Raw genomic sequence first — 21,839 nt, forward strand, 5'->3', positions numbered from 1 at the left:
AATGATGAAAAGGCCAAAAATTATTTGCCATATGTTGACTTCTATCAATGGAAAAATTAGCGGTGGTTATATGAGTTCAAAATATGCTATTGCTGGTGGTGAAACCTATGAAACAACCAATGACAGCTACCTTAGCCAAGCGTGGTTATGTGGAAGAGTTACGATGGAAAAGAATTTTACTAATTTCAATAAACCTGAGTTGAAAGAAATAAAAACACCTTATCCTAGAACGGATTATGTTGCACAAGCAAAGGACCAAATGTATATTGTTTCAGCTGATCCTTCTGGTAAAGTTGGCTGGATTGAAAACACCGTTCAATACGAAAGTCGTCCAGAAGCCCACGTTATTGAAATTTTAACGGATAAAGCTAGTGATGAGTATATTGCTTATCTTTGAGAGCGACAAATCTCTTATATTTTTGCTGGACAAGAATTGATTGATTGTACACTTGCTTCAGAAAAATTATTGGTTTTATTTGGGATCAAAACATTAATGGTATCAGGTGGTGGTTATATCAATTGGTCATTTTTACAAGAGGGATTGATTGATGAAGTGAGTATTGTGATGACACCAGCAACTGATGGACGAACAGATACCAATACAATTTTTGAAAGAGCAGATAGCCTGCCCGAAATAGCACCAGTTGGGTTTAAATTAAAATCAGTCGATATCATCGAAGAAGATACGCTATGGTTGAGATATAGCGTGTGTAAATAAAAAAATAAAAAGGAGTCAACTTTATGAATAACAATATAAAAGATAAAGTTATAGTTATCACAGGTGCCTCATCTGGAATCGGAGAAGCAACAGCTCAACTATTGATTGAGAATGGTGCAAAGGTGGTTTTAGGTGCTAGGAGAGAAGAACGGTTGAAAAAACTCGTGAAAAAATTTGGTGATAATAGTGTTTATGCTGTGACAGATGTTCGTAACCTAAAAGAGGTAGAAACACTTGTGCAAGTTGCTAAAGAAAAATTTGGTAAGGTTGATGTTTTATTTGCAAATGCTGGGATTATGCCTGCTTCAAATATGAGTGAATTGAAAACAAAAGAGTGGTATGACATGGTTGATATTAACATCAATGGGATGCTTAATTCATTAGCAGCAGTGTTACCAGAATTCACAGCCCAAAAGTCAGGTCACGTGATTACAACAAGTTCGATTGCGGGACTTAAGGTTTTCCCTGGTAACAGTGTGTATACTGGAACGAAACATGCAGTACGTGCTATTATGGATGGTTTTCGCATGGAATCTGCAATGGAAGGAACGAATATTCGCACAACTACTCTTTATCCAGGAGCAATTGCAACTGAATTGCTAGAAACGATTTCCACACCAGAAGTAAAAAGCGGGATGGAACAATTCTATCAAATTGCAATTACTCCAGTTGCAGTGGCGCAAACTGTTCTATTTGCGATATCTCAGCCAGAATCAGTCGGTATTACTGAAATGACAATTTTACCTTCGAAGCAAGCATAGCAGTAACACACTAAAATATTAAAACTTTGGAATGCAATTTTACTTAGGATAGTTGTTCAAATTATACTGACCACCAATCCTATTAATTTTAAAACTAATAGGATTGGTAGTTTAATAAATTTAGGAATATGAAAATGAATTAGCTGTAAATTTGAATCTATTGGGTACTTAAGAATCTACTGGTGCTAAAAAGCTACTTTTTTGACACATGTAGATATTAATTATAATTTTACCTTAAAAGTGAGTACCAACCTGATAAAGTGTTCTGACAGTTCTCGATAGCAATCTAAATCAAGTTCCCCTTTTTGGGTGGATTCTTTTAAGTAACAGTTTGATTCCTCCTTCAACCACCCAAAAATCCTGAGATTCTTTTGTGGTTGCGTTTTCAAAAAATCTGTGCTAACATAAAGTCAATTAATAACAGGCATGTGACTGGTAATGCAGGCAGGACCTAAATAAAGCATTTTTCAACAGATTGAGTTTGATTCTGGTGAGTGTTTTATTTAGTTTCTGTCTGTTTTTTGCGTAAAATTTGGCCAATTTTGCGTAACTAATTATGAAGGAGAAAAAGTGATGAACTATAAAGAAACTGCTGTGTCGATCTTAAAATGGATCGGCGGGAAAGAAAATGTCTCTCATCTTGAACATTGCTCAACACGGTTACGTTTTACCTTAAAAGATGATTCTCTTGTAGATGTTGAAAAACTCGAAAAGGTCGAGGGGGTGATCGGCGTACGTCAAAATGTTCAGTGTCAAGTCATAATCGGGAATGATGTTGTAGAAGTTTATGATGAAATGAAAGCTCTTCTTGGGGAATTGCCAGCAGATGATAGTCAGAAGAGAAAACAAAAAATAGGATCTGTAATACTTGATTTTATCATCTCTATTTTTCAACCCTTAGTTCCTGCCATCGCAGGTGGAGGTGTTCTAAAATCATTATTATTGCTTGCCTCTGTGACGGGATTAATGAGTGATCAAAGCCAATCGTATCAAATTCTTAATTTAATTGGCGGTGCGCCATTATATTTTCTACCTATTTTAGTTGCAATGACAACAGCAAATAAATTGAAAGTGAATCAACTGGTTGCTGTATCGGCAGTGGGTGCCTTGATCTTGCCAGATATGTCTACGATGTTAGCAGGAGGCGCCAATTTTCTTGGCTTTGATGTAACGAATATTGCGTATGCTTCACAGGTCTTCCCGGCCATTTTAACAGTGTTGTTTTATGCGCAAATTGAAAAATTATTTACAAGATATTCGCCAAAACCGATTCGGATATTCTTTGTTCCAATGATGAGTCTATTGATTACAGTTCCAATTGCGTTACTTATTTTAGGCCCATTAGGATACAATGTAGGGACTGTTTTTTCAACGGTGATTGTTTGGTTGTATACTCATTTTGGGTGGGTAGCGACAGGTGTCTTAGCTGCTGTTTTACCCTTCATGGTTGTGACAGGTATGCACAAGGCTATGATTCCTTATGCTGTATCTTCTATGAGCGAAATTGGTGCTGAATTACTCTATTTACCTGCTTCTTTAGCGCATAACATTGCTGAATCTGGTGCTTGTTTTGCTGTGAGTATCAAGACGAAGGATCAAAAATTGCGTTCTACTGCAATATCAGCAGGAATATCTGCGTTGTTCGGTATTACGGAACCAGCATTGTATGGTGTGACGATCTTAAATAAGCGCGTATTGTATAGCGTAATGTTTGCCAGTTTAGTTGGTGGCGGTTTTGCCGGAATTATGGCAATCAAAGGATTTGCGTTAGTTGGTCCGGGATTAGCTAGTATTACAATGTTTGTAGACAAAGCAAATTCAATGAATTTAATTTGGGCATTTGTTACATTGGGGATTTCGTTTATTGTTGGATTCTTATCGGTATTATTTATTTATAAGGATGAAGTGGCTTTAGAAAAGGCAGATGGGATGGAAGTTGTGTCTGAATCCGATACGGAACAGCTGATTAGTCCAGTTTCTGGCAAAGTAATTTCTTTGTCGGAAGTGAAGGATGATGTTTTTTCAAGTGGTTTAATTGGTGAAGGACTTGCAATTATTCCAGAAGACAACTGTTTAGTAGCACCAGAATCAGGTGAGGTTACGATGGTATTCGAAACAAAGCATGCATTAGGCTTGAAAACAAATAATGGAGCAGAAATTCTATTTCATATTGGTTTAAACACAGTTCAATTAGGCGGTGAGGGTTTTGAAACGTTTGTCAAAGTTGGCGATAAGGTTGTCAAAGGACAGAAGCTGATTACTTTTGATTTAGCTAAAATCAAGTCTGCCGGACTTGATCCGACGGTCGTGTGTGTTGTAACGAATAAAGAAGCCTATCATATGCAATTATTGCATCATTTAGAAAGGGTGACAAATCAGACAAACGTATTGTCTATTGCCCCACTTAGGTAGATGAACAGTTTTTTTTAGTCGAAGTCGATTGAGTTCTTTCAACTCTAAAATTAGGAGGATATTATGCAAAATAAGAAGACATTTCCAAACGATTTTTTATGGGGCGGTGCAATCGCTGCAAATCAGGTAGAAGGAGGCTGGAACCTCGATGGTAAGGGCTTATCTGTAGCGGATATCGCAAGTTATAAACCAGATGTTGATAATAAAGACTATGCGGCTCATATGGATATTTCTACTGCAACAATAGAAGCTGCGATGGCAGATGAAACGGATAAATGGTATCCTAAACGTCGTGGTATTGATTTCTATCACCGTTATAAAGAAGATTTGGCTTTATTTAGTGAGCTGGGCTTTAAGACATTACGCTTATCGATTGCTTGGACTAGACTTTTTCCCACAGGAGAAGAAGAATATCCAAATGAAAAAGGAATTTTATTTTATCAAGCGGTATTTAAAGAGATGAAACGTCTCGGGATTATACCAATCGTTACATTGTCACACTACGAGATGCCATTAGCACTTAGTTTAAATTATAATGGCTGGGTCAACCGTCGAGTAATTGATGATTTTGTCCGATTTGCGACAGTTTGTTTTGAAGAATTTGGAGAGTATGTAGAGTATTGGTTAACATTCAATGAGATCGATAGTATTCACCGGCACCCGTTTACAACGGCTGGAATTGTGCCAGATAAGTGTACACCTGGAAAAGAAGAACAAGAGATTTACCAAGCCCTGCATCATCAATTTGTTGCCAGTGCTTTGGTTACCAAAGTTGCACATGAAAAAAATCCCAACAACAAAATTGGGTGTATGCTGACAAAATTAATGACCTATCCCTTAACTTGTGCGCCAATCGATGTAGAATTAACATTAAAGAAAAATCTTGAAAATAATTTTTATACAGATGTCCAAGTTAAAGGTGAATATCCTAAAATGATCGAAACAGCATTGAAAAATAATGGGATCAATATTGAAATAACTGATGAAGAACGGCAAATTTTAAAAGAAAATACAGTTGATTTTCTGTCATTTAGTTATTATATGTCAATGGCAGAATCTGGTGACCCAAATGCTGAAAGAACACCTGGAAATACGGTTTTAGGTGTTAAAAATCCTTATCTACCATCAACTGACTGGGGCTGGCAAATTGATCCAAAAGGATTGAAAATTGCATTGATCGAATTGTATGATCGCTACAATGTACCCTTAATGATCGTAGAAAATGGCATGGGATCAGTGGATATCGTGGAAGATGGTGCCATTCATGATCCTTATCGAGTTGAATATTTTAAAGAACATTTTAAGCAAATGAAAGAAGCAATCGATGAAGGGGTCGATTTAATAGGCTACACTAGCTGGGCACCAATCGATTTAGTAAGTGCAGGAACATCGCAAATGTCAAAACGTTATGGCTTTATTTATGTTGATGCGGATGATGAAGGGAATGGCACATATGACCGTTCAAAAAAAGATTCTTTTGATTGGTATCAAGAAGTGATAGCAACTAATGGAGCAAGTTTAGTGGAGTAGGAAGCAAGGAGTTGGTTTCGATGATTTTGGTGAAAAAAGTGCTGAATACAAGCGTTGTCCTTGTTGAAAAAGAAGGGCAAGAGATGATTGCATTAGGAAAAGGGATTGGTTATGACAAGAAAATCGGTGACGTTATTTCTGACTCTTCTGTTGATAAAATTTTCTTGCCAATCGAAGAGAAAAAGTCTTCTCAATTTGCTGAGTTAGTGGCTGAAATTCCAATGAAATTTTTTGAAATAACGAAAGAAGTTGTCTCAATTGCAGAAGGAGCGCTAGATTATAAATTGAATACCAGTATTTATTTAACTCTGTCAGATCATTTGCATTTTGCGGTTGAACGGAGTGAAAAAGGATTAAATAGTTCCAATCGTTTATACTGGGAAATCAAAAATTATTATCCAAAAGAATTTCATATTGGCGAGATTGCGCTTGAGCAAATGAAGGCAAATTATCAAATCGAACTACCAAATGAAGAAGCATCTAATATTGCTTTTCACTTGATTAATGCGCAATCAGGAAATCACGAGGACCAAGATGGCTTAAAAAAAGCAAAATTAGTAGGGACAATCGTTAATATGGTGAGGTATTCGTTGGGACAGGAAATCGATACGAATTCGGTTCATTATTCTCGTTTTATCACGCATGTTCGTTTTTTCGTTGATCGATTTTTTTCCAATGCTCTGCTCCAAGAGAAAGAAGATGAATTGTATCGCCAAATGTGGTCACTTTACCCTGTTGCAATGGAAAGTGCAACAAAAGTAAAAAAATATGTTGATCAAACCTACCACACGCGGATACCAGAAAATGAAATTGTCTACTTAGGTGTCCATATCAATCGATTGATCAATCATTCAGCGATTAATACCGATTGATTTTTTATTAGAAGTACATTACGTATTTAAAAGAGTGAAAGAAGGTATAGATATTGGATCGTCAATATTTATACCTTTTTTTATGTTAACTAAATAGGCTTGTTTCACAAATTATACCAGTAAAATGTATAGTGAGAAGTATCTTTACAATTAACGATAGTGATTGTTATTTGACGAAAAATAAAACACCAATAACCTCGAAATTTACTTGACAATTGTGTAGATATTCTCAATAATATAAGTGGCTGCGAGTAATGGAGATGTCTAATGAATAATACAAAAATAGGCAAAAAGACTAATCAAATGTACTCTATTGGTGAAGTTGCGAAATTGTGTAATGTTTCCCGCAAAACATTACGCTTTTATGAGCAATTAGGATTATTAAAACCAGATCATGTAAGTAACGAAAATGGTTATCGGTATTACACCGAAGAAACAATGAATAGTATTCCTGTAATCAAATACTATAAACAGATGGGCTTTAAGTTGCAGGAAATGAAAGGGGTTCAGCAAACAGGAGATTATTTCTATCAAGAAAATATATTCTTAACAAAATTAGAGGAATTAAAGCTTGAAGAAAGAAGAATTCGCAATAGCTATACTGCAGTTTCAGATTGGTTAGGCTTAATCAGAGAAGGAACGTTAGCCAGTGAAAACAGCATTCAAAGTGTGAACGTCAAGTATTTTGAGCAAGAAAACTACGTATTTTTGGAGCAAGAGTTTTGTCATAACTACATGGATGCGGTAATAAATATTCCTTGGGTTAACTATTTAGAAGAACACAACTGTGCAATCACAGGGCCGGTTATTCTTCGATTTGAAGATTGTGAATCTAGTAATTTTCAAGGTTCAAAAATGATGATAATGCAAAAACCAATTGGTATACCAAACCCTAAGATACCAAAAAGAATGATAGGTGGCCAAATGTTTTTGTCTAGTTATCATATTGGTGATCTGGCTAAACTTTCATATCAATACAAAAAGATGAAAACTTGGGCAAAAGAAAATAACTATCAATGTCAAAATGAGGTATATCAACGCTATGTCATTGATTATTGGTCAACTATGAATGTGGATAATTTTGTTGTTGAGTTACTGATTCCCGCAGAGAAAATTAGAACTTAGGTAGTGAGAGGAACAAGTGGACTGAAGAGTAGATCACTAATGTTCCTCTTTATTGTGAATGCAAAAACAAAAGGTTCCCCCTTAGGGGAACCTTTTGTTTTTGTTATTAAATATATTTTATTCGTTCATAATATAGTGTTTTTGTCTATTTTGAAGTTATTAAATGATTGTGATGATAGAAATTAAAAGCAATTGGAAATTATTTGTAACGAGCTGCTATTTTTTTATGTGAAAAAATGATCATGAGGTGTATCAATTCGAATCCTGTTATTAAAATCAAGAATTAGAATTAGAATAATTATCACTGCCGAATAAGTAAATATTATAGCGCTAATAGTAAAGATTATTCTTAATTAAAAAAGCTAATTGAGAATAGTATTTGTACTAGTACAGATAGTTCTGTGTTATATACAGAAAAGAAATAAAAAAATAGATTGACTACGCCCTTAAGGTCATCCAATATGATTGATTTGTCAATAAAGAAAGCGTTTTTTAATTTGAAAATGAGAGGAAGAAAGAAATGAAACATGATGCATTAGGAATGGTAGAAACTAAAGGAATGATTGGTTCGATCGAAGCAGCAGATGCAATGGTAAAAGCTGCTAATGTTTCACTAATTGGTAAAGAATTTGTTGGTGGTGGGATTGTAACCGTGATGGTCAGAGGTGATGTAGGTGCGGTAAAAGCTGCTACGGATGCTGGTGCAGCTGCAGCTGAACGCGTTGGAGAGTTATTATCCGTACATGTTATTCCACGCCCGCACAGTGAAGTTGAAAATATTCTGCCAAATAGATAATTGAAAAATAACAATTGAGGAGAAATAGACATGGAAAGTGGAAAAAATATTTCTTGTACTAGTGCTGACGTTCAAATGGAACAAGCCAAAAAAGGCTTCCGAGTGAAAGGAATCAGCAATGGGATTATTTCAGGTATCACTTATGGAATTTATTCAACACTAGTCGTTGTAGCAAGTGGTTATGACCCGTTAGTTAGTGCGGCTGGCTTCTTGGCAGCACCTTTTGTTTGTTCAGGTTTAAATGATTTTTTTGCAGGTATTTTACTTTTATTCTATAACGCAAAGCAAGGAAGATTAAAAGAATTAGTCAGAACATTGCATACAAAACCAGGGAAATTATTAGTAATCGGATTTCTCCTAGGTGGACCAATTGCTAACGGGGCTTATCTTGTTGGGTTAGCTATGGCGGGTGCGTATGCGATCCCCATTTCAGCGACATGTAGCTTGTTTGGCGCATTATTTTCTTGGATATTCTTAAAGCAAAAGCCAACTGCTCGAATTGTATTAGGTATGGTCGTTGTCGTTGTCGGAGCTATTACGATTAACATGGTGAAGCCAGAAGGAGCGCCTAACTTTACGCTAGGAATCGTCTGTGCATTGATTGCTGCAATTGCTTGGGGTTTAGAAGGTGTATTTTCAAGCTTTGGTGGTGCGATGATCGATACAGATGTGGCGGTAAACTTACGTCAATTGATTTCTGGTCTAGTTGTTCTGATCATTGTTGTTCCAGCTGTGGGGGCATTTAATTTATTATTCGGTACATTGGCTGCAGTAACACCAGTTCTATGGTTAGTTTTGTCCGGATTAAGCGCTGCGGTTTCATTTTTGACCTGGTACAAAGCGAACGCTATGGTTGGAACTGCGATCGGCATGTCTTTAAATGTTACCTATGCATTTTGGGGTGTCTTATTCAGTGTTATTTTCCTTGGTCAAACCTTAACACCAACAATGGTTATAGGCTCAGTGATTATCGTGATCGGCGCGATTTTAGTTACGATGAATCCGTTAGATTTATTTAAAAAGGGGGAAGAGTAAGATGCTTTTGCCTAGTCGAACAGCTGTTTTAAATCAAATGTATGACCAAAGAGAAATAGATGTTGCCCAAATCATGAAGGCGTTAAAACCACAATATGGGCAAGAGAAACAATTCAATGAAAAATTGTATCTGGAGCATATGATGGCGCTAGAAGCAAATGGATTAGTCGAGCTAGCAACATATGATTTAGATAAAAACGAGAACCTAGTTATTTATTACAAAATTACTGATGAAGGTAGAGCAACCGTCGATAAATATGTTGATAAAAAATATCGTTCAGCGTAAGGAGGAGATACATTGAGATATCGTGGCGAAGAAGCTTTAGGGTTAGTAGAAACGATTGGCTTAGTTCCAGCACTAAAGGCTGCTGATGAAATGTTGAAAGCTGCAAATGTTGAACTGATCTCATATGAAAATATTGGGTCTACTTTAGTAACGGTCATGATTAAAGGAGACATTGCCGCTGTTGAAGCTTCTGTTGCAACAGGAGCTGAGGCTGCCGAAGCAATTGGCAAATTGACTGCACACAATGTGATGCCACGACCAATTTCATACGTTGGAGACATTGTTTCCGTTCATGATATTGATCGGTAGTGCAAGGAGGAGAAAGAGTGAGAACATACGAAGCAATTGGTGCAATTGAAACATTCGGCTTAGTTTTTATTTTGGAGGCATGTGATGCAATGTGTAAGGCGGCCAATGTTGAGTTGGTAGGATATGAAAATGTTGCCTCAGGATATATTTCTGTGATTGTACAAGGAGACGTTGCGGCGTGCCAATCAGCGGTTGAAGCAGGTATTGCAGCTGTTGAAAAAATGGGTGCAAACATCTACAGCTCGGTCGTGATTGCAAGCCCACATGGCGATTTAAATAAAATGATTGATCGTTATCAATTAGGTGATTTTTTACCTGTTGAGGAGGGAGATGCATAATACATGCAACAAGTAGATGAAGATTTATTATCTATTCAAGAAGGGCGGATTTTAGTAGAAACAGCACGAGATGCACAGCACCTAGTAAAAGAATATGAGCAAAAAAATCTCGATGCAATAGTGGAAAAACTGTTGGCAGAGATCAAACCAGATATAAGTAGATTTTTAGCAACTGAAATAAAAGAAACAAATCTAGGATGTTATAAAGATAAAGAAATATTGATGGAACGCTTATTGAAAGCGTTATCTAAAGAGCTGGATCAACAGCTTTGTGTGGGGAATATTGTAGAAGATTCAGCGGGGAATGTTTTACAAGTTGGCGTTCCATTGGGCGTCATTCCAATCCTATTACCAGCAGAAAATACAACATTAAATGTTCTGTACAGTCTAACTATTGGGATAAAATCAGGCAATGCTATGGTGCTTATTCCACATCCAAAAGCACAAAAGACAACATATCTTGTTTTTCAAAAAATTAGAGAGATTTGTGAAGCAAATGGCTTACCAAAAGGCTGTTTAGGATGTGTTAGCTCTTTAACCGATAAAGGTGTAAAAGAGATTTTAACCAGTCAGGATAGTGCAATGATTTTAGCTATTGGTAATCAAAACTATATCAACGCAGCCAATTACCAACGGCCGATCATTTATGGTGGAACAGGTGCTACACCTGTTTTTATCGAGCGTTCAGCAGATGTTAAAAAAGCAGTGAAGGCAATCGTGGATAGTCGTTCTTATGATTGTGGTTTACTTCCAGCTACAGAACAGTACCTAATAGCTGAAGGAGTCATCGCTTCTGAGGTTAGAGCGTTGTTACAAGAATATGGTGCACACTTTTTATCAAAAGAAGAAGAAAAAAACTTACTAGCACTTTTACAGCCTAAAAATAACCAAATTAATCCATCTTGTGTGGGCAAGAATGCCCAATGGCTGGCCAAAGAGGCAAATATAGGTGTTACTTCAACAACCAAAGTGCTAGTTTCAGAACAGGATTACATGTATGACGAAGATCCTTTTGCCAATGAAATGAAGTGCCCAGTTTTAGCATTTTATTTAGAACCGGATTGGATGCATGCTTGTGAGAAATCGATCCGTTTGTTAAAAGAAAAAAATAATGGTCATACACTCGCAATTCATTCTCACAATAAGTTAGTGTTGAAAGAATTTGCGTTAAAAAAACCAGTTGGTCGCATGATTGTTAATGCCCCAGCGAGTATGGCAAGTATGGGCTTGCAATCGACTTTACCAGTGTCCGTCATTTTAGGGGGATTTACAACTGGACGAGGCATAAGTGCCAAAAATATTACTGCAAAAGATTTAACTTATGTTCGAGAGATTAGCTATCCTGTTGAATCATTATCAGAGAATAAACAATCAGAAACGAAAAGTGATGTAGAAACAGACATTTTAGAAAAAATCTTAAAAAAAATAATGGAAAAATAAATTGTTGTAAAGTGAGGGAATAAAATGGACATTAAAGAATTTTCGGCAAAATTAGCCGAAGCAACAAAAGAGTTAAGTTCAGAAGAACGTAACGCATTGATGAAGATGTTTGCGACAGTTGCCGATGAAACATCCACAAGTGGCGGTTTTGCTTCTGATGATCAATCAAGTATTCCAAATGGGTCAACTGCTCGATTAGATGCTTTAAAAGTAAATTATTTAAAACAAAAACCGACTATCACAACTCATCGAGCTAGAGTGATCACTGAACTTGCAAAAGAAAATCCAGGAATGCCTAAAAATATTTTAAGAGCAAAGTCATTCAAACGTTGTTGTGAAACTGCACCACTTGTAATTCAAGACAATGAGTTGATCGTAGGCGCACCAAATGGCGCACCACGCGCCGGCGCTTTTTCTCCAGATATTGCGTGGCGTTGGATGGAAGACGAAATCGATACAATTTCAAGCCGTCCGCAAGATCCTTTCTTTATTTCGGATGAAGACAAAAAGATTATGCGTGAAGAATTATTCCCGTTTTGGAAGGGCAGATCGATCGATGAGTATTGTGAAGATCAATTCCGTGAAGCCGGAGTTTGGGAACTATCTGGCGAATCTTTTGTTTCAGACTGTTCTTATCATCAACTAAATGGCGGTGGTGATTCTAATCCAGGCTATGATGTCATTTTAATGAAAAAAGGGATGTTGGATATTCAAAAAGAGGCAAAAGAGCATTTAGAAAAATTAGATTATCAAAACCCTGATGATATTCAAAAAATCTACTTTTACAAATCATTGATCGATACAACGGAGGGCGTCATGATCTACGCTCGTCGTCTGTCTGAATATGCAGCACAGTTAGCGCAACGGGAAACGAATCCCAAACGTAAAGCAGAATTACAAAAAATCTCAGAAATCAATGCAAAAGTTCCTGCAAATAAACCAGAAACCTTTTGGGAAGCCATCCAAGCAATATGGACAATTGAATCCTTGCTTGTTGTAGAAGAAAATCAAACTGGAATGTCAATTGGACGTGTGGATCAATACATGTATCCTTTTTTCAAAAATGATTTAGATAAAGGCAAGATGAATGAGTTTGAAGCCTTTGAATTAGCGGGTTGTATGTTGATTAAAATGTCTGAAATGATGTGGATCACAAGTGAAGGCGGATCTAAGTTCTTCGCGGGCTATCAACCATTCGTGAATATGTGCGTTGGCGGAGTGACACGTGAAGGCCACGATGCAACCAATGAATTAACCTATCTATTAATGGATGCCGTCCGTCACGTAAAAGTGTACCAACCATCTTTAGCTTGTCGGATTCATAATCGCTCACCGCGTGAATACTTGAAAAAAATAGTGGATGTTGTTCGGGCAGGTATTGGTTTTCCCGCCTGTCACTTTGACGATACCCATATCAAAATGATGTTGGCTAAAGGTGTGTCGATCGAGGACGCACGAGACTATTGTTTAATGGGGTGTGTTGAACCGCAAAAATCTGGTCGTTTATATCAATGGACTTCAACAGCCTATACACAATGGCCAATTTGTATCGAACTTGTTTTAAACCGAGGTGTACCGTTATGGTATGGCAAAGAGGTTTGTCCAGACTTGGGCGATATTTCTCAATTTAAAACCTATGAACAATTTGAAAAAGCTGTTAAAGAACAAATTAAATATATTACGAAGTGGTCGTCGGTTGCAACAGTTATCACCCAAAGAGTCCACCGCGATCTAGCACCAAAACCGTTGATGTCTTTGATGTATGAAGGCTGTATGGAAAGTGGGAAAGATGTTTCGAGTGGTGGGGCAATGTATAATTTTGGACCAGGAGTTGTTTGGTCAGGTTTAGCAACCTATGCAGACTCGATGGCAGCAATCAAAAAGCTGGTTTTCGATGACAAAAAATATACCTTAGAAGAATTGAATCGTGCGTTAAAAGCTGATTTTGTCGGCTATGACCAAATCCGCACGGATTGCTTGAATGCGCCTAAGTACGGCAATGATGATGACTATGCAGACTTAATTGCGGCCGAATTGATTCATTTTACAGAAGCGGAGCATCGCCAATACAAAACACTTTATTCAGAGCTTTGTCATGGAACATTGTCGATTTCAAACAATACGCCACTAGGTCAAATGACTGGTGCTTCAGCAAATGGACGAAAAGCTTGGATTCCATTATCAGATGGTATTAGTCCATCTCAAGGAGCTGACTTTAAAGGTCCAACAGCTATTGTGAAATCTATTTCTAAAATGGCAAATGATACGATGAATATGGGAATGGTGCATAACTTCAAGATCATGAATGGATTACTGGATACACCAGAAGGTGAAGAAAGTTTAATTACTTTATTAAAAACTGCGAGTATTTTAGGAAATGGTGAAATGCAGTTTAACTATTTAGATAACGAGACATTGTTGGAAGCACAACGACATCCAGAACAATATCGTGATTTAATTGTTCGAGTAGCAGGTTATAGTGCCTTCTTTGTTGAATTATGTCAGGATGTTCAAGATGAAATCATCAGCCGAACAATGTTAACGAAGTTTTAAGAGCAGGAGATGAATAGATGATGACTCAAAACACAACGACAATTGAACGACAAGCGATGATCTTTAATGTACAAAAATATAGTTTGTACGATGGTCCAGGGATTCGCACGATCGTCTTTTTCAAAGGCTGTCCCTTAAGATGCCAGTGGTGCGCCAATCCTGAAGGACTAGAACGAAAATTCGAAGTAATGTATAAGGAAAGCGTCTGTAGTGATTGTCGTGCGTGTGTAGAAGTCTGTCCGATGGGGATTCATTACATGGATGAGAACGATCATCATCAAGTACGACGCGATATTGCCTGTAATGGCTGTCGCGCGTGCGTTGATGTTTGCCCAATGGCTGCTCTAAATATTACTGGTGAAATCAAAACAATTTCTGAATTAATGGAAGTCATTCATGAAGATGATGCTTTTTATGAACAATCTGGTGGTGGGGTAACCCTTAGCGGCGGTGAATGTACAGCACAGCCAGAAGCAGCACTAGCCTTATTACAAGCATGTCGAGCTGATGGAATCCATACTGCGATAGAAACATGTGGTCATTCAAGGATGGAGCGATTATTGGCATTAGCTGAATATGTCAATTTATTCTTATTTGATTTAAAGCATATGAATCCAGTTCGACATAATGAATTAACAGGTATCAGTAATGAAAAGATTTTAGAAAATCTACAAGAAGTTTTAAAGGCTGGACACCAAGTTCAGATTCGGATGCCAATGTTGAAAATGATCAATGATAGCCATGATGAGATTCAACAAATTATTGATTTTTTACTTCCATATAAAGAATATCCCAATTTTTTAGGTATCGATTTATTACCTTATCATAAATTAGGCGTCAATAAATATGGCCAACTAGGCATGGAATATCCAGTAGCTGGAGACCCATCATTATCAGAAGAAGATTTAGATCGGATTGAAGGATGGATCAAAGAGTATGAGTTCCCAGTTCGAGTTGTCCGTCATTAGAAAGGGTGGCGTAATCATTATGGAAGAAAACGCGCCAAAGCGAGTTATTGAAGAATCCGTTCCAGGAAAACAAGTAACCTTAGCGCATGTTATTGCTTCACCAATTCCAGAAGTCTATGAATCATTAGGCATTGAAGCGGAGGGGGCAATTGGCATCTTGACAATTTCCCCCGTTGAAGCTGCCATTATTGCGGCAGATGTAGCAGGAAAAAGCGCTGGTATTAATGTTGGTTTCTTAGATCGCTTTACAGGCTCGGTATTGATCAATGGGGATGTTCAAAGTGTTGAAGTAGCTTTAAAAGCTGTCGTAACGATTTTGAAAGAAAAATTAAATTACGATATCGTTCCAGTGAGTAGAACATGAAGAAACGTATTTTGATTATCGGACCAAATCAGCAACATAATCACATAATTGCACAAGCGATTGAAGATTCTGAGCAACCAATTCGCAAAGTAGCAAATATCTTATATACCAATGAAACAATCATTGTTCCAAATTCCTATTTAGAAAGTCCCTGGATGCATAAACATATTATTTCATTACAACAAAAAGCGAGCAAGGCGTTATTTTTAGTTCCGATTCCTAGCATAAAAAAAAGTTACCCTCCAAACTTTGCTTACGCACTTCGAGTTCCTGTAATAGGTGTTGTAATGTATAAGGAAAAAGAACATACAGTAAATGAAAAAATAATTACAAAAAAAATGTTAGAAGAAATTGGTTGTATAAAACAACAATATTGGCTGCATATAAATAAGGAAGAGATCAGGGCATTTGTTGAAGAAATTAGATGAAAGGAGGAGCGTAAATGTTAAAGCAATTTAAAATGGCTACTAAAATTGTGACAGGTGTTGATGCGTTGGCAACAGTACAAACTCTTGCTCTTAAACGAGTATTGATTATTTGTGATCCATTTATGGAAGAAAATGGTACGGTTAATCAGATCGAACAGTTACTACAAGAGAAGAATATTTGTTGTAGTGTTTTCTCAGAGATTGTACCTGACCCAACAATTGAGGTTGTCACTAAAGGCTTGCTGGCAGCGATTCAATTACAACCGGATGGCTTAATTGCGATAGGTGGCGGTTCAGCGATGGATGCGGCTAAGGTGATTCGTCATATCTATACCAGCGCAGAGAAAAAGGCAACGGTTCGGCTGATTTGTATTCCAACAACAAGCGGAACAGGTAGCGAAGTAACCTCTTTTGCAGTTATCTCAGATCCTAAAAATGATAGCAAATATGCACTTGTAGCAGATCAAATGATTCCTGATTTGGCAATCTTAGATCCAGAATTAACCATTAGCGTACCTAAAAATGTGACAGCTGATACAGGTATCGATGTGTTCACCCATTGTATAGAAGCTTTGGCATCAACAGCTGCAACCGATTTTACGGATGCAGCAAGCGAAAAAGCCATGAAGATCATTTGGAATGACTTAGTAGCTGTAGTCAATGATGGGGAAAATTTAATACTTCGAGAACGTGTTCATAATGCCTCTTGTTTAGCTGGTATCGCTTTTAGTGAAGCGTCATTAGGAATTTGTCACAGTTTAGCGCATGCGTTAGGCGGAAAGTTTCATATCGCTCATGGTCGAGCAAATGCCTTATTATTACCACATGTTATTCGTTACAATGCCGGTTTAGAATTAGAAAAAGAAATTCCTAGCTTAGCAGTTTATCAAAGAATTGCAGGTATCTTAGGATTTCAAGCAGGAACCCCGAAAGCAACCGTTCATGCAATGATCAACGGCTTGAATCGTCAGTTGAAACAGTTAAATGTAGCCAATGTAATTACAGAATATGGCATTGATCGAGAAGAATATTTAGCGGCGATTCCAGAAATGGCAACAAAAGCTATGGAAGATAAATGTACGATGACTAATCCAAGAAAACCGACCCATAAGGAATTAGAACAATTATATAAGAGGTTGCTAAGAGGTGGTTATGAATGCATTTTGTGACAGAAAGTGAACTTAGAATGGATTTTCAAAAAGAACCATTTACACAATTTTACTTAAATAATCAGTTACGCCTAACACCTGGAGCGAAGCAATTTCTTTTAGATAAGAGAATTAAAATAATGTCTGAGGCAGAACTAAAAAAGAAAGATAACGCTACTGAACGTCAATTAAACTCATTGACTGGCTATAAAGAAATTTTATCTTCAGAACTTTTTGAAGCCGCTCGTTTAGCGATAGATCAGCAGTTGAATGTGAGTCAAAAAATCATCGACATAGAAAAAACGCTGCTTCCGGCACTAGAAAAAGTAGTGTCAGATGAAGAAGCTAGTCTAGAAAAAACAGAAGAATTTCAATTGGATGCAGTTTATATTTTTAGTGAACGAGGGTTGTTACTAATCAAACTAAAGAAAATTTATGGCATGATCCATTTGATCCAAGCTGAATATCCTCAATACAGCAAGATACTAATAGAAGCAAATCAAAAAATAAATGATCTAAAGAAACAATTAGTAGGAGAAACAAATGAAAAAACATTCAATGAAAACGTGTAATCAATTTGTTGCAGCGTTTGAAGAAGTCATAAAAAAGCCGAAAAAAAAACGGTCAAAAACTTACTATACGGGAATCGATCTAGGAACTGCTTGTGTTGTACTTGCTGTGTTAGATGAAAATCATGTGCCTGTAGCAGGAGCTTATCGATACGCAGATGTGGTCCGAGATGGGATGGTCATTGATTATATTGGTGCAGTTGAACTTGTTCGAGAACTTAAAGAGGAAATAGAACAAACATTGAAGACAGAATTAGTGTATGCTGCTGCTTCATTACCGCCTGGTACAGATGAGTTGGATGGCGGGGTCATTAAAAACGTTGTTCAAAGCGCTGGATTTGAATTAACAAACTTATTGGATGAACCAACAGCAGCTAATCAATTATTAGAAATAACTGATGGTGCAGTCGTTGATATTGGTGGAGGGACAACAGGTATTTCTATTGTAGAAAATGGGCAAGTCGTTAAAGTAGCGGATGAAGCAACAGGTGGTACACATTTATCCTTAGTAATTGCTGGAGCATATAAGCTTACTTTTGAAGCAGCTGAAAAGTATAAACGAAATGGGAAAAATCATGATGAATTATTGACTAGCTTAAAGCCGGTAATTGAGAAGATCTCTTCAATTATTATTCAGCAAACGCAAGGATACAAAGTAGAAGGAATCTATTTGGTTGGCGGTACAGCCTGTCTTAAGAATATAGAGACGATTATTGAAAAGACAACAGGAATCCCAACATATAAACCAATGAATCCAATGTTTGTGACGCCGCTTGGGATTGCTATGAGTTGTACCAATCAAGTTTTAACATAGCTAGCTACACAAATCAATCCTTATGAAAATAGACAAATCGTCAGTGAAACAAAGAACGTTTCAATGCCAATTTCCTAATTTTCTACAGGATTAAGCGATTTGTTTTGCTTTTAAAATAAGGAGGAATCTAAATGGATTGTCGCATTATTAAGTCGCCAAGTGAAGGAACATTAGCTATTTTAAATCGTCGCAAGGGCTCAAAAGATAATTTAGGCGTTCCTGATGCTGTAGGACTAGTTCAAGGGAAGTTGATTGAAATGGTTTGTGCTGCAGATATTGCCGAAAAAGCAGTGGGTGTTACAGTTGAGGATATTCGAGGGAGTTGCCCTCAAAATATGATTTTGTTGGCTATTTTTGGGGATACAGCTTCGGTTATTGCAGCAATGGAAGAGATTAAAAAGAAAGAAAATAATCGCTTATGGTAATTGCAAAATTGATGGACACAATTTGGGCAACTCGAAAATCAGAAAAATTAAATGGATTAAAACTAATGCTTGCAGAAGTCACTGGTGGCTCTAGAGAAGGGGAGCGAATGATTGTCTGTGATGTGATTGGTGCGGGTATCGGTGACCGAGTAATCATTGCTACAGGATCAGCAGCCAGACGCATGTTAGAAGATGATTCTATCCCCGTAGACGCAGCAGTTATTGGAATCATTGATGAAAGTTGTGAATCTGTTTAAAGAAAGTGTGACAAAATGAAAAAATTGATATGTGCAAAAGATATTGAAAAACTTCACAGCAAAAAAGAACAAGTTATTTGTATAGACAAAGAGACCATAATCACACCTTCAGCTAAAGATTTAGCAGAAGATTATCAGATGAGCTTTAAAATGGGTGTGTCTGAAAATAAAAATCTCTTAGCAAACACACAAGAAGTCTCAAAAGAGTATTTAGTGACGTTATTAAAAAAACTATTGAAGGAAGCCGGAATAACAGATTTTACTGAGTCGCCCTTTGAATACCAAGAACATAGTGGTGGTTTAAAAATTATTCGCGGTTCTACAGTTAAATTGTCGCCATTAAATAATGAGAATAACGGGCTACGTTATCAAGAAATTTTAACATCAGAAGAAAATAATTTCGAGCTTGGAATTTTAGAAATCGAAAATAGTCAGTTTTATCAAGAAGATAGGCTAGAGTCAGTAAACTACGTGGTAAATGGCGAACTTCATGTAACTATTGACGGCATAACGTATGATGCATATCAAGGCGACATTGTTTTTGCTCCGAAACATTCCGCTATTTGCTGGTCGACAACAAGCAAAGTCACCATTCTATCTGGAAAATTTAAAAGTGAGGGGTAACATATGAAGCAAGCGATTGGCATGATTGAAACCAAAGGACTAATAGCCTTGATTGAAGCAACAGATACAATGCTAAAAGCTTCTGAAGTTCGTTGTTTAGGTAAAAAACAGGTTGGTGGCGGTTTAAATACGGTTTTGATTTCTGGTGATGTGGCAGCTGTGGAAACAGCTGTACAAGCAGGCAGTGCAAGCGTACAACGTTTGGGTGAAGATCTTTTAACGGCTTCCCATGTCATTGCCCGACCACATATAGAAGCGACAACTTTTGTAGACGAAATTCAAAAGGTAGCAGAGTCAAAACCAAATGAACGAGAAGAAGTTGTAATAGAAACAAGTGATCAAATAGAAAACACCGAAATTGTTGAAACAGATCAAAAAAAATAGTCCGTTACAAACTCCAACAAATGAAAGTAACAGAGTTGAGAAAGTTAGCGAAAGAGCAACCTAATTTTAGTATCCCACAAAAAAATTTTCACCGTACAAATAAGGAAAAATTAGTAAAAGCGCTAAGTGACATTTTAATAATAGACGAATAGAGGAATACAAATGGAAATGTTTGATAAAGATCTATGTTCTGTTCAAGAAGCACGTGATTTGACACGTAAAGGAAAAGCAGCGGCAAATCAAATTGCAACTTTTTCAGAAGAACAAATTGATCAAATTTTACAAAACATGAAGAATGCAGCAAGTAAATATGCTATTGGTTTAGCTGAAAGGGCAGTAGAAGAGACTGGTTTCGGCAAAGTAATGGATAAAACCTATAAAAATCATGCGGCATCTCAATTACTATATGAAGAGATCAAACATGAGAAAACTATCGGAATCATTGCAGAAAATACTGAAAAAGGTACATTTGATGTAGCAGAACCAGTAGGGCTTGTTCTCGGTATCATCCCGTCAACTAATCCAACCTCTACAGTTATTTTTAAAGCAATGATTGCGTTGAAATCAAGAAATGCAATTGTATTTTCGCCACATCCAACGGCAGTCAACTGTACCAAAAAAGCAGCAGATCTATTGAACCGTGCTGCTGTAGCGGCTGGAGCGCCAGAAGGGATTATCAGTTGCTTAGCTGTTCCAACGATGGCAGGAACAAATGAATTATTACTTGCAAAAGAAGTGAGTCTAATCATCGCAACAGGTGGTCCTGGAATGGTGAAAGCCGCTTATAGTTCGGGAAAACCAGCATTGGGTGTTGGCGCTGGTAATTCTCCCGCTTATATTGAGCGGACGGCCGATGTAAAAAGTGCTGTAGCAAAAATCATAGCGTCAAAAACGTTTGACAATGGAACAATTTGTGCATCAGAACAATCAATCATCTGCGAAGAAATCAATAAAGAAGCTGTTATGCAAGAATTAAAAGCACAAGGTGGCTACTTTATGTCAGAAGTAGAAACCGAAAAAGTATGTAAATTACTTTTTAAAAATGGTTATGCCATGAATGCTAAATTTGTTGGTCGTAGTGCGAACGTGATTGCACAAGCAGCAGGAATCACTGTTCCAGTAGGAACCAAAGTATTGATTGGTCCCCAAGGTGGCGTTGGTGAAGGCTATCCTTTATCATTTGAAAAACTAACGACTGTTTTAGCTTTTTATGTTGTAAATGACTGGGAAGAAGCATGTGATTTAAGTATTGAATTGTTACAAAATGGCATTGGACATACGATGAGCTTGCACACTAACAATCGTGATATCGTGTTGAAATTTGCAGCTAAGCCTGCGTCACGAATTTTAGTAAATACAGGTGGAAGCCAAGGAGGAACCGGGATCAGTACAGGATTACCAATTTCATTTACCTTAGGCTGCGGCACTTTTGGCGGCAGTTCGGTTTCAGAAAATGTTGGACCAAAACATTTACTAAACATCAAAAAAGTTGCGTATGGGTTAAAGGATGTCACGAGTTTAATAGAGGATGATCCAACCTTTACTTATGAAAAAACAGAAGTACAAGAAATGGCTGAAGTCAAAAAAGCAATCTCAACGCCTATCGATACGAATAAAACGAACGAAGCAGATATAGAAACATTGGCAAATGTCGTCCGCCAAGTTTTAGCTAACATGAACTAA

Annotated in this window: 25 protein-coding genes; all 25 read left to right on the forward strand. The window is 37.2% G+C overall.

Annotation, left to right across the window (positions count from 1 at the left end; translation table 11 throughout):
- Position 1 precedes the first annotated feature (1 nt).
- Complete coding sequence (locus BCR24_RS17075) at positions 2–397, forward strand: hypothetical protein (protein WP_239574035.1); 396 nt, start codon at positions 2–4, stop codon at positions 395–397.
- Between the two features lie 36 nt (positions 398–433).
- Positions 434–718: a dihydrofolate reductase family protein gene (locus tag BCR24_RS17080; RefSeq protein ID WP_239574034.1), complete on the forward strand. Its 285-nt coding sequence runs from the start codon at positions 434–436 to the stop codon at positions 716–718.
- 23 nt (positions 719–741) lie between these two features.
- A complete protein-coding gene (locus BCR24_RS07385) occupies positions 742–1,479 on the forward strand; it encodes an SDR family oxidoreductase (protein ID WP_069639905.1) in 738 nt (245 codons plus the stop codon).
- 573 nt (positions 1,480–2,052) lie between these two features.
- Positions 2,053–3,891: a beta-glucoside-specific PTS transporter subunit IIABC gene (locus tag BCR24_RS07390; RefSeq protein WP_069639906.1), complete on the forward strand. Its 1,839-nt coding sequence runs from the start codon at positions 2,053–2,055 to the stop codon at positions 3,889–3,891.
- Between the two features lie 63 nt (positions 3,892–3,954).
- A complete protein-coding gene (locus BCR24_RS07395) occupies positions 3,955–5,421 on the forward strand; it encodes a glycoside hydrolase family 1 protein (RefSeq protein WP_069639907.1) in 1,467 nt (488 codons plus the stop codon).
- Positions 5,422–5,441: 20 nt separating this feature from the next.
- Entirely contained in the window at positions 5,442–6,293 is an 852-nt protein-coding gene (locus BCR24_RS07400; RefSeq protein WP_069639908.1) for a PRD domain-containing protein, read from the forward strand.
- 267 nt (positions 6,294–6,560) lie between these two features.
- Positions 6,561–7,418, forward strand: a complete 858-nt coding sequence (locus BCR24_RS07405; protein WP_069639909.1) for a MerR family transcriptional regulator — start codon at positions 6,561–6,563, stop codon at positions 7,416–7,418.
- Positions 7,419–7,938: 520 nt separating this feature from the next.
- On the forward strand, positions 7,939–8,214 hold the full coding sequence (locus BCR24_RS07410; protein ID WP_069639910.1) for a BMC domain-containing protein: 276 nt from the start codon (positions 7,939–7,941) through the stop codon (positions 8,212–8,214).
- 30 nt (positions 8,215–8,244) lie between these two features.
- On the forward strand, positions 8,245–9,249 hold the full coding sequence (locus BCR24_RS07415; RefSeq protein ID WP_069639911.1) for a DMT family transporter: 1,005 nt from the start codon (positions 8,245–8,247) through the stop codon (positions 9,247–9,249).
- Position 9,250: 1 nt separating this feature from the next.
- Positions 9,251–9,535 carry a hypothetical protein gene (locus BCR24_RS07420; RefSeq protein WP_069639912.1) on the forward strand — a complete coding sequence of 95 codons (285 nt, stop codon included), beginning with the start codon at positions 9,251–9,253 and terminating at the stop codon, positions 9,533–9,535.
- A 12-nt stretch (positions 9,536–9,547) separates the two neighbouring features.
- Entirely contained in the window at positions 9,548–9,844 is a 297-nt protein-coding gene (locus BCR24_RS07425; RefSeq protein WP_069639913.1) for a BMC domain-containing protein, read from the forward strand.
- Positions 9,845–9,861: 17 nt separating this feature from the next.
- The gene (locus tag BCR24_RS07430) at positions 9,862–10,182 is read left to right on the forward strand and encodes a BMC domain-containing protein (RefSeq protein WP_069639914.1); all 321 of its coding nucleotides are present in this window, start codon (positions 9,862–9,864) and stop codon (positions 10,180–10,182) included.
- A gap of 3 nt (positions 10,183–10,185) precedes the next feature.
- The gene (locus BCR24_RS07435) at positions 10,186–11,622 is read left to right on the forward strand and encodes an aldehyde dehydrogenase family protein (RefSeq protein ID WP_069639915.1); all 1,437 of its coding nucleotides are present in this window, start codon (positions 10,186–10,188) and stop codon (positions 11,620–11,622) included.
- Positions 11,623–11,646: 24 nt separating this feature from the next.
- The gene (gene cutC, locus BCR24_RS07440; RefSeq protein WP_069639916.1) at positions 11,647–14,175 is read left to right on the forward strand and encodes a choline trimethylamine-lyase; all 2,529 of its coding nucleotides are present in this window, start codon (positions 11,647–11,649) and stop codon (positions 14,173–14,175) included.
- 17 nt (positions 14,176–14,192) lie between these two features.
- The gene (cutD, locus tag BCR24_RS07445; RefSeq protein WP_069639917.1) at positions 14,193–15,143 is read left to right on the forward strand and encodes a choline TMA-lyase-activating enzyme; all 951 of its coding nucleotides are present in this window, start codon (positions 14,193–14,195) and stop codon (positions 15,141–15,143) included.
- A gap of 19 nt (positions 15,144–15,162) precedes the next feature.
- Positions 15,163–15,507: a BMC domain-containing protein gene (locus BCR24_RS07450; RefSeq protein WP_069639918.1), complete on the forward strand. Its 345-nt coding sequence runs from the start codon at positions 15,163–15,165 to the stop codon at positions 15,505–15,507.
- Complete coding sequence (locus BCR24_RS07455; RefSeq protein WP_069639919.1) at positions 15,504–15,935, forward strand: EutP/PduV family microcompartment system protein; 432 nt, start codon at positions 15,504–15,506, stop codon at positions 15,933–15,935. Before BCR24_RS07450 ends, BCR24_RS07455 begins: the two co-directional genes overlap by 4 nt.
- Before the next feature lie 14 nt (positions 15,936–15,949).
- On the forward strand, positions 15,950–17,104 hold the full coding sequence (locus tag BCR24_RS07460; protein ID WP_069639920.1) for a 1-propanol dehydrogenase PduQ: 1,155 nt from the start codon (positions 15,950–15,952) through the stop codon (positions 17,102–17,104).
- Positions 17,092–17,655 (forward strand): hypothetical protein, encoded by a 564-nt coding sequence (locus tag BCR24_RS07465; RefSeq protein WP_069639921.1) that lies wholly within the window; start codon positions 17,092–17,094, stop codon positions 17,653–17,655. The genes BCR24_RS07460 and BCR24_RS07465 overlap by 13 nt, the downstream gene beginning before the upstream one ends.
- On the forward strand, positions 17,627–18,466 hold the full coding sequence (gene eutJ, locus BCR24_RS07470; RefSeq protein WP_069639922.1) for an ethanolamine utilization protein EutJ: 840 nt from the start codon (positions 17,627–17,629) through the stop codon (positions 18,464–18,466). The genes BCR24_RS07465 and eutJ overlap by 29 nt, the downstream gene beginning before the upstream one ends.
- A 131-nt stretch (positions 18,467–18,597) precedes the next feature.
- A complete protein-coding gene (locus tag BCR24_RS07475) occupies positions 18,598–18,891 on the forward strand; it encodes a BMC domain-containing protein (RefSeq protein ID WP_069639923.1) in 294 nt (97 codons plus the stop codon).
- Positions 18,885–19,148, forward strand: a complete 264-nt coding sequence (locus BCR24_RS07480; protein ID WP_069639924.1) for a EutN/CcmL family microcompartment protein — start codon at positions 18,885–18,887, stop codon at positions 19,146–19,148. The genes BCR24_RS07475 and BCR24_RS07480 overlap by 7 nt, the downstream gene beginning before the upstream one ends.
- Positions 19,149–19,163: 15 nt before the next feature.
- Positions 19,164–19,772, forward strand: a complete 609-nt coding sequence (locus BCR24_RS07485) for a cupin domain-containing protein (protein WP_069639925.1) — start codon at positions 19,164–19,166, stop codon at positions 19,770–19,772.
- A 3-nt stretch (positions 19,773–19,775) separates the two neighbouring features.
- Positions 19,776–20,156 carry a BMC domain-containing protein gene (locus tag BCR24_RS07490; protein ID WP_204638575.1) on the forward strand — a complete coding sequence of 127 codons (381 nt, stop codon included), beginning with the start codon at positions 19,776–19,778 and terminating at the stop codon, positions 20,154–20,156.
- A gap of 162 nt (positions 20,157–20,318) precedes the next feature.
- Positions 20,319–21,839, forward strand: coding sequence for an acetaldehyde dehydrogenase (acetylating) (locus tag BCR24_RS07495; protein WP_069639926.1), 1,521 nt, complete (start codon positions 20,319–20,321; stop codon positions 21,837–21,839).

The organism is Enterococcus ureilyticus, from assembly GCF_001730315.1.
GTDB lineage: Bacteria > Bacillota > Bacilli > Lactobacillales > Enterococcaceae > Enterococcus_L > Enterococcus_L ureilyticus.